At 55.5% G+C, this 8,575-nt stretch carries 8 protein-coding genes; 3 read left to right on the top strand and 5 right to left on the bottom strand.

Annotated features, from left to right (window positions below; all coding sequences use genetic code 11):
• The 5 genes from VKV18_RS15335 to fliM all read right to left on the bottom strand — a co-directional run.
• Positions 1–744: hypothetical protein (locus VKV18_RS15335; protein ID WP_324205056.1), on the bottom strand; the 744-nt coding region annotated here is incomplete at its 3' end.
• Positions 745–884: 140 nt separating this feature from the next.
• A complete protein-coding gene (gene fliP, locus VKV18_RS15330; protein ID WP_345786430.1) occupies positions 885–1,673 on the bottom strand; it encodes a flagellar type III secretion system pore protein FliP in 789 nt (262 codons plus the stop codon).
• Positions 1,666–2,538, bottom strand: coding sequence for a flagellar biosynthetic protein FliO (locus VKV18_RS15325; RefSeq protein ID WP_324205054.1), 873 nt, complete (start codon positions 2,536–2,538; stop codon positions 1,666–1,668). Before VKV18_RS15325 ends, fliP begins: the two co-directional genes overlap by 8 nt.
• 10 nt (positions 2,539–2,548) lie before the next feature.
• Positions 2,549–3,520, bottom strand: coding sequence for a flagellar motor switch protein FliN (gene fliN, locus VKV18_RS15320; RefSeq protein ID WP_324205053.1), 972 nt, complete (start codon positions 3,518–3,520; stop codon positions 2,549–2,551).
• A gap of 18 nt (positions 3,521–3,538) precedes the next feature.
• Positions 3,539–4,651 (bottom strand): flagellar motor switch protein FliM, encoded by a 1,113-nt coding sequence (fliM, locus tag VKV18_RS15315; RefSeq protein WP_324205052.1) that lies wholly within the window; start codon positions 4,649–4,651, stop codon positions 3,539–3,541.
• Between the two features lie 259 nt (positions 4,652–4,910).
• Here fliM and VKV18_RS15310 point away from each other — a divergent pair, with 259 nt between their 5' ends.
• From VKV18_RS15310 to VKV18_RS15300, 3 genes are read left to right on the top strand one after another with little or no spacing between them, the layout of a single operon-like run.
• Positions 4,911–5,852, top strand: a complete 942-nt coding sequence (locus tag VKV18_RS15310; protein ID WP_324205051.1) for an ABC transporter permease — start codon at positions 4,911–4,913, stop codon at positions 5,850–5,852.
• A complete protein-coding gene (locus tag VKV18_RS15305) occupies positions 5,852–6,796 on the top strand; it encodes an ABC transporter permease (protein WP_324205050.1) in 945 nt (314 codons plus the stop codon). Before VKV18_RS15310 ends, VKV18_RS15305 begins: the two co-directional genes overlap by 1 nt.
• A gap of 5 nt (positions 6,797–6,801) precedes the next feature.
• Positions 6,802–8,568 carry an endo-1,4-beta-xylanase gene (locus tag VKV18_RS15300; protein ID WP_324205049.1) on the top strand — a complete coding sequence of 589 codons (1,767 nt, stop codon included), beginning with the start codon at positions 6,802–6,804 and terminating at the stop codon, positions 8,566–8,568.
• Positions 8,569–8,575: the final 7 nt, after the last annotated feature.

The following is an 8,575-nucleotide window of genomic DNA, read 5'->3' as shown; positions in this document are numbered from 1 at the left end:
TGGGCGCTGATAAACCTCGGCCAATCGCCTGCGTGCCTCCCGCAGGGTCTCACGATCCCCAGGCTCATACAGATTAACCACCTCGTTTAACACATAAAGCAGTTGCCCGTAGCGAGGGCTATCCTGGGGCTGCTCCAACATGACCTGATAGGCGATGTTGACGTCGAAGTAGACGGCAAAAAGCTCTCTGTCATAAAGAGCTAACTCGGCATACTGAAAAGTAAACGGTTCCGGGTCGGGATCGCGCGGTCGCCCACTAACGCTCACATAAGGGTTCATGCCCGTAGCCTGAACAAAAAGCGTGATCTCCTCTCCTCCGCGAGCCTCCTCGGCTACAAGCAACTCGCCATGATGATCATCTATTCCCTGAACGGGGTTATCCCCTTCCCAAACAATCGACTCGGTGCCCGTGTTAATGCGGGCAACCACCGCCTGGCCACCCCAACGCTCCGGAATCCGCCCCTGCAGTCTAAACCAGGCATCCGACCAAATTGGCCCCCAACGATAGCCCGGCGTCACGGGTGTATACTCCGCCCGCTGCGCGGCTAAGGGGTCTATCTTCATCTCACGGTAGTCACGTGGCGATTCGACCTGTGGACGATAGACAGCGGCCTCCATCGGCACGCTCTCTGCCCAAAGCTGCGGGCGCAAAGTACGTTGCAGAAACTGCTCAATGCGACGTTGCGTAATTTCGGGATGCTTTAGCATCAACCACTCCTTTTCCGTAGGGATATAGACGGTCATAACAGTTCCACGCTAAGCCCTCTAGTTCCTGCTTTCTCAATGTAAATTTCGCCTCCTTCGGTACGCCAGGCACAAAAAAAGAGCCTGCGGCTTGTGCAAGCGCAGACTCGCTTCGGCAAAGCAGCTAATCCGAAACTTTCCTAATGAAAGCTGTGCGCTAACGATCCAATGAGCAAAGTCCACCCATCGGCAAGCACAAAAAGCAGGAGCTTCGCCGGTAGGGAGATAATGGTCGGCGGCAACATCATCATCCCCATACTCATCAGGGTGCTTGCCACCACAATATCAATCACCAAAAACGGCAAATAGATATAAAACCCAATGATAAACGCCGTCTTTAACTCGCTGGTGAGAAAGGCTGGGATCAACGTTATTAGGCTCACATCCTCTGCAGTGCGCGGCCGTGGGGCGTGGGAGAGATTGAGAAAGAAAGAGAGATCACTCTTATAGGTCTGACGAATCATGAAAGCGCGTAAAGGCTCCTCTGCTCTCTGGATCGCCTGCTCGATACCGATCTGCTTCTTTAGGTACGGCTGAAATGCATTCTGATTGATGGCCTGCAGTGTCGGACGCATAATGAAGAGCGTGAGAAAAAGCGACAAACCCACCAGCACCTGATTAGGCGGAATTTGGGGCGCCCCCAAAGCCGTTCGCAAGAGCGAGAAGACGATGATAAGCCGCGTGAAAGAGGTCATCATGATAAGGATGGAGGGCGCCAAGGAGAGCACCGTCAACAGAATCAAAATCTGCACCGTTACCGCAACATCTTGCGGGTTCTTAGAACTTCCGATGCCCACCTGCAAGTGCGGCACCGGCACGCCACTCGTCTGCGCGTGCGCCCCCAAGCATCCTAGCAGCCCAAAACCTACCAAGGCGAGGCAAAAGGCAAGCCTCTGATAAAAGCCTCGATATGTTCGCACCCTACTCAATATCGGCCTCCACTTCCCGCACTGTCCTCAATCGGCGCGCCCTACGCGCCAACTTAGAGCTGACCTCGCGCAACTGCTCATCTAACTCGTCCACGATCTCGGTGTTTGGCAGAGCGACATCTTGAACCTCGGCCGCCTCAACAAGCGCATGGAAATGGGATGCGAAATCCGCCTCACTCGCCCCCTGAAACTCCTTCAGAAGGGTCACTCCGGCGGGCGCCGCCCCAATGAGCAGCAACCGCCCCCGCGCCTCTACAAGGTGCAGAGCCGTATTTCCCAGCGCAAGGGTCTCTATGACCTTCAGACTTCGTATAGATTGAGAGCGCACCGGGTTTTTTAGGCTGTCCTGCAGCCTCGACAAGAGGCCAAATGCAGAACCCTTTGCGGTAGCCTTGAAACGCGAGGAGGAGAAAGAGAGGCTTGTTTGACCATTTTGTGGCAACTTCCGCGCCAGCGCCACTCCCCCCACGATAAGCCCGAGTATCGGAATAAGATAGAGCAGCATTCGCCCCCCATCGCTTATGGCGCTAATGGGGCTATCTAGAGGCCGGGCAGATTTATCCGCGAATGGAGGGCTATCGGGCCGTGCCTGGCTGAGCGGATCGGTTCCCTTTACCGGGGTTGTAGCCCGCACTACAGGCTTTGGCGATGGAGTGGCCACTGCCTTTTGCGGGTGTGCATGGCTCGGCACACCGTTGTTCCCCCCAGTATGAGCCGTCGTCTTCGTGGCCGACGAACTTTTGCTCGGTGTGCTGGAGTGGCCTTTCCCACCGGTTTGAGCGGGCTGCGCCAACACTCCCGATACCAAAACGATGCATCCGCCCACACAAATCAAAACAGAAGTTACTGTGCTCTTTCCCTTCATCTCGCCCTCCTTAACTGGCTTTGCCTAAGCTTGTTACCCGTTCCGCCGGACTGAGAATCTCGGTGACGCGGATTCCGAAGTTATCCTCAATAACCACCACCTCGCCTTTGGCGATCAGCTTGCCGTTGACGAGCAGGTCAACCGGTTCCCCGGCAACGCGATCTAACTCGACAATCGATCCGGCTCCCAGCTCGAGCACGTCGCGTATCAACATGCGCACGCGCCCTAACTCCACCGTTACCTCAAGCGGTATGTCGAGTAATAGCGAGATGCCGCGTGGAAGGTCTTCGTCTTGATTTGGGTCAAAGGATGGAAGTAGGGAAAGCCCCTCCAGGCCAAGGGTTTCACTGCCTCCTGCCGGCTCGCTCCCCACGGTTGTGAGATCGCTTTCCTCTCCACCAGCCCCCTCCTCCACCTCGATGGCAACGTTGAGCAGAGCCCGGGCCAGGTCTGGAGTAAATAGCAGGGTGGCATCAAGGCTTTCCAGGCCGGGGATGTTAATGGAAAATTGAGCCTGTACGGCGCCCTCGCTTAGGGCAAATACCGGAGGGAGGTTCAAAGGCCCAAGCAAAGTTGCACAGCTCTCTACCTCAACGGTTTCGCCTTGCACATTACTTATGGCGTTGGCGAACCCTCGCACAACTCCACGCAAGGTGGTGGAGATAGGCTCTAACTGGGTGGCATCTAATGCCGTTGGCTCGGTTCCCTCGTGCCCCGCCGCCAGATCGGAAAGGATCGTGGCGTCGCGCTCGGAAAACCAAAGAATCGCTTCAGAACCATACGGTTGACTTAGACTAAACGTGGTAGACAGAACGGTCTCCGTTCGATTGAGCAGGCTCTGCACTGGAATCTCGTTGAACGCAATAAGTTCCCACTCAACCATCTGGTTGATCTGCTCTGATAAACTCAGCGCAAGGGCCGAGCAGAAATTTGAGAAAAGCTCTTTCAGTGTATCCAGCTCTTTTGGAAGAAGTTCGGGCATAGATAACCTCCCTAGTCGTTAAACAGCATTTTTCATTTTGGAAGAGCGGCGAGACGATGTGGATTTATGTGTTAGCAGAGCTTCTTGATCCATCTCCGGCTCGACACGCGTGATGTGGATGGCGAGCTTTTTACCGCGCACTCCCGGCTGAGCACGAAACTTCACCTTATCGCCGATCAGAACCTCCACCTCCTCGTTCTGCTTGCGATTGAGTGTTACGATATCCCCCTCTTTCAGATCGAGCAACTGCTGCACGGTCATCTGGGTGCTGCCAAGGCGCACAACACAGGTAAGATGGGTTTTCGCTATGCGCTGCGCTAAAACCGGTGCATGGCGACCAACGTTTTTTCGCAAGCTGCTTGAGAACCATCTCTGGGCGCTAAGCTTGCCGGTAATAGGCTTAAGCAGCAAATAGGGGATACAGATGGACATGGCACCCCGCAGTTCTCCCACCTTAACCTCGAAAAGAATGGAGACGACAACGTCGTTTGGTGGAACGATCTGCACGAACTGCGCCTGGGTCTCCATCGTTTCCCGCTTCGGATTGAACTGGGCAATGCCCTCCCAGGCCGTCCGAAAGTCTTTCAACGCCCGATTGATGATCGAATCGGTAAGCGCCTTCTCGATGTCCGTGAGCACGCTGGAGCTTTTGACCACGCTGCCCGGCCCGCCAAGCAGGCGATCGATCATGCAGAGGATCACATTCAGCTCTACCTCTAAGATCGCTTGCCCGGCCAACGGCGCCATGCTGAACACATTGATGATGCTGCTTGAGAGAGAGCGTATATACTCCTCATAAGGCACCTGCTCCACGGAAATGAGATCAACATGCACCGGTACCCGCAAATAGGCCGATAGAGAAGAGGCATAGAGACGGGCGAATGTCTCATGAAGCATCTGGAGCGTGCGTAACTGGTCTTTGGCGAACTTATCGGGCCGGCGGAAATCGTAGATTTCGTAAGCGATCGGTCCACGTTGATCGCGTCTTAGCGGCCCCGAAGGGGAGGAAGGTTTCGCCTGACTACTCGCACCGCTTGTTCGACTTGCAGCAGGCGATGTGGTCTCCGTGCCATCGCTTGACAACGAGGCTAACAGCGCCTCAATCTCTTCTTGAGATAGAATTTCTGCCACGGAAGCGTGCCCCTAGCGGATCGATTTCTTCTTTATGTGGAACGTGCTGTGTGGCGTAGAGCGAGAACGAGAGGTTATTGGAACGCAGCTCCTTTTGTCATCACACATGCACCTTCCCAAACTATTATCGGCGCGTAGCCTGCTTTTCTCTAGATCACAGCAGCTACGACTTCCAAACAAGACAGATGGGATTGCGCCCTCTAGACAATTCGATGAGAATACGTTACAATATGGCAAACAGAACTTAAGTAGGATGCCTATGCCTATCACACGGAAAGCTCCGCGGGAGCTTCCTGTTCTTCTCCTGCTGCTTATTACCACACTTATCATGGGCATTTTTGTGCCCGCTTTTCGTACGGAAAGCAACCTAACAGCCCTAGGTGAGAGCGCCGCCTACATCGGCATCCTCGCTTGCGGCGAGGCATTGCCTCTCTTTACCGCCGGGCTTGATATCTCCGTCGGCTCTACGTTAGCTCTGGCCAGCTGTGCTGCCGCTACCGTCCTCATGTTGGGCTGGCCATGGCCGATAGCCGCTGCTGTCGGCCTCTTCGCCGGTGCCTGTGCCGGCTGGTTCAACGGCATGTTGATTACTTGGCGGCGCATGCCACCGATTCTCGCCACGTTGGCCACATTTCTTATCTTCCGCCATGGAGCCGGCATTCTTACCCGAGATCATAGTTACGGCCCCTTTCCCCACGCCTTCAATCGCATAGGCTCCAGTTGGGTTCCCGTGCTACTACTTATAGCGGTTACCCTGCTCTTTACTTTCCTCGTTCAACGAGCCACCTTTGGGCGCTGGCTTCTCTCCGTCGGTGGCAATGAGATGGCCGCTAGGCTCTCTGCCGTACCCATAGAGAAGGTTAAACGACGCGCCTACCTGCTTTGCGGGCTTTGTGCCGGTCTTGCCGGCCTCATCGTCATGGCCTTCAACAATACCACCCAAGCCAGTGTAGGACAGGGCACCGAACTCGACGCCATCGCAGCCTGTGTCGTTGGAGGAACCCGTATTACCGGTGGAGAAGGCTCGATTATTGGTGCTGCTCTAGGAGCCGTGCTCCTTGCCTTGTTACGCGATGCGTTCGTGCTTACTGGGCGCCCGGTAAGTCAGTATGGAGTCATCACCGGCGGTGTCATCCTCCTGACCGCTATTTTGGAACGACTACGACGCGCCAATACGAACCTGCAGGAGGAGACGGTCTGATGTCTAAAGCGCGCTCTCTCCCGCCAGAAGCCGGAGTGGCTCTCGTCCTTGCGCTCATTATCGCGTTCTTCAGTTGGAGAGCACCCGACTTCGCAACATGGGCCAATATACGTCTCCTCACCAAACAGTCTGCCGAGCTGATGTTGGTCTCTCTGGGAATGACTTTTGTCATCGCCACAGGGGGAATTGACCTCTCTGTGGGTTCCCTGCTTGGCCTCAGCGGCATGGTATTGGGCATCGTGCTGATCCATGGCGGCTCGCCCCTCACCGCGTGCCTTGCTGCATTGGGCGTGGGCTTGCTCGTAGGAGCCTTGCACGGTGTGCTCATCGGGCGTGCCCGCATGCCGTCTATCCTCGTTACTTTGGCCAGCTATGCCGCTGCGCGTGCCGGAGCTACGATGGTCTACGATGGTGGGAGCATTTCCGCGATCCCTCTCTCCCTAAACGAACTGTTCGATAACACGCTCTTTGCCAGCCTACCGGTTCTCTTGTGGGTTAGCGTTATCGGCATCGTTTTCTGCTGGGTTCTTCTGCGGCGCACCTCTTTTGGCCGCAGCGTCCTCGCTCTCGGAGGCAACCGTCGGGCTACCTATCTCTCCGGCGTTCCCACAGCGCACATCGAGCTTTTGGTCTACATGCTTAGTGGCCTATGCGTCGGTTTGGCCGCCATCATTGATACAGCCCTAAAAGCTACAGCCACTCCTGATGCCGGCCAATACCTGGAACTACAGGCTATTACGGCTGTCGTTCTTGGCGGCACTGCGATCACAGGCGGTCAAGCCACCATACTCGGTACCGCACTCGGCGTCGCGGTCATCACCGTGTTGCTAAGCGGCGTGCGCCTTATGGGCATGGAAGACCGCGTAGGATGGTTCTTCGTTGGCGTCGCGCTGCTGCTGGCCGTTGAGGCACAGAGAGGATGGAAAAAGAAAGGAGATATTTAAACACAATGCGTACAATACTCGAAATCGCTCTTGCCCTGCTGTTCGGCGCATTCGTTATGCACGCGGACGCAGGCCTCCCGCCTTCTACGCCCGTTCTACCGGAAGGCGCACCACAGCTTGCTTGGCTCAACAGTGTGCTGAACACGCTTCAAGGGAAAGTGGTTTCAGTGCAAAAGCAACCCTTCACCGAAGCCATAGAACTGCACACCCTGTCAAAACCCCAAAACCCTTGGGACGCCCAAATCGTCATCCCCACCGTCGCCCCTGTGCATAAAGGGGATGTTCTGTTGGGCATCTTTTACGCCCGTTCTCTCAATGCACGCAAAGCTCGAACCGAGTTCGTCTTTGAGAGAGCTGGCGCTCCCTATACAAAGTCGGCAGAGTTTGAGGTCCATTGTGGAGAACAATGGCAAAAGTTCACCCTTCCTTTCCAGGCCGTAGAGGACTATGCTCCAGGAGAAGCGCGCGTCTGTTTCCGCCTTGGCTACGATCCGCAAACGATCCTTATTGGCGGCATTGAACTGCTCGATTACGGCTCCCACGTCTCCATAGACGAACTCCCTACCACCCCTATTCATTACGAGGGGGATGAGCCAAACGCCGCTTGGCGTAAAGAGGCCGAGGCCCGCATTCGCCAAATCCGCATGGCGCCCATCACCATAGAGGTGCTCGATTCCGCCGGCAAGCCCATATCCGGTGCCCATGTACATGTTGCCATGCTACGACATGCCTTTCCGTTCGGCAGCGCCGTTAATGCCGTAGACCTTTTAGGCAATACCCCGGACGACGAGAAGTATCGGCAGCTGATCCTCAAGCTCTTCAATCGCGCCACCATAGAAAACCAACTGAAATGGCAGTGGTGGGCATTCGACCGTCAGACCGGCCCCAAGGCGGTTCAGTGGCTGAACGACCATCATATCGCGGTACGTGGCCACAATCTCGTTTGGCCCACATGGCGCTGGATGCCCCCTTCGGTGACCGCACTCCGAGACGATCCAAAAGCGCTTGCCCAAGCCATAGACGACCATATCCGCGACGAGTTAGGTGCCCTCAAAGGCCAATGCGTTGAGTGGGATGTAGTGAACGAGCCGGTAGACAACCATGAGGTTTACGATGCCCTTGGTGGCCTAGATGCCGTTGTGCATTGGTATCAACTTGCCCATGAGGTAGATCCAACTACGCGTCTGTTCGTCAACGACTACAACATCCTAGCTGCCGGAGGGACTGACATTAACCATCAGAACCGCTATGCAGAGATCATTCAATATCTGCTCGATCACCATGCTCCCCTCCAGGGGATTGGAGTGCAGTGCCATTTTGGCACTCCCCTTACACCGCCAACTCGCATCCTGCAAATTCTTGACCGCTTTGCCAAGTTCGGTCTGCCCATCGAGGTTACCGAGTTAGACATCAACCTCCCCAATCCGCAGGTTCAAGCGCAGTACATGCGCGACTTTCTCACTGCGGCCTTCAGCCATCCGGCCGTCTCTGGAATAGTGATGTGGGGCTTTTGGGCAGGAGCCCATTGGATTCCTCAAGCAGCCCTCTTCTCCAGAGATTGGCAGCTGCGTCCGGTTGGTAAGGCTTGGGAGGATATGGTGTTTCATCGTTGGTGGACCGATGAGCAGCTTCAAACGAATGCCAAAGGCCTCTGCACTACACGCGGCTTCTTGGGCGACTACACAGTTACCGTTACGGCAAACGGCAAGGTTCAAACCACCAAGTTTACGCTGGCAAAGCCCGGCGCGCATGTGACTATTCGGCTACAGTGAAATACGC

It is taken from the genome of Chthonomonas sp., from assembly GCF_035294505.1.
GTDB lineage: Bacteria > Armatimonadota > Chthonomonadetes > Chthonomonadales > Chthonomonadaceae > Chthonomonas.
The sequence above is the reverse complement of the archived record's forward strand: the minus strand, read 5'-3'. Positions and strand labels throughout refer to the sequence as shown.

Excerpts from the sequence above, each read along its gene's own strand:
- VKV18_RS15325 (WP_324205054.1), bottom strand. The coding sequence starts at position 2,538 with ATGAAGGGAAAGAGCACAGTAACTTCTGTTTTGATTTGTGTGGGCGGA.
- fliN (WP_324205053.1), bottom strand. The coding sequence starts at position 3,520 with ATGCCCGAACTTCTTCCAAAAGAGCTGGATACACTGAAAGAGCTTTTC.
- VKV18_RS15310 (WP_324205051.1), top strand. The coding sequence starts at position 4,911 with ATGCCTATCACACGGAAAGCTCCGCGGGAGCTTCCTGTTCTTCTCCTG.
- VKV18_RS15305 (WP_324205050.1), top strand. The coding sequence starts at position 5,852 with ATGTCTAAAGCGCGCTCTCTCCCGCCAGAAGCCGGAGTGGCTCTCGTC.
- VKV18_RS15300 (WP_324205049.1), top strand. The coding sequence starts at position 6,802 with ATGCGTACAATACTCGAAATCGCTCTTGCCCTGCTGTTCGGCGCATTC.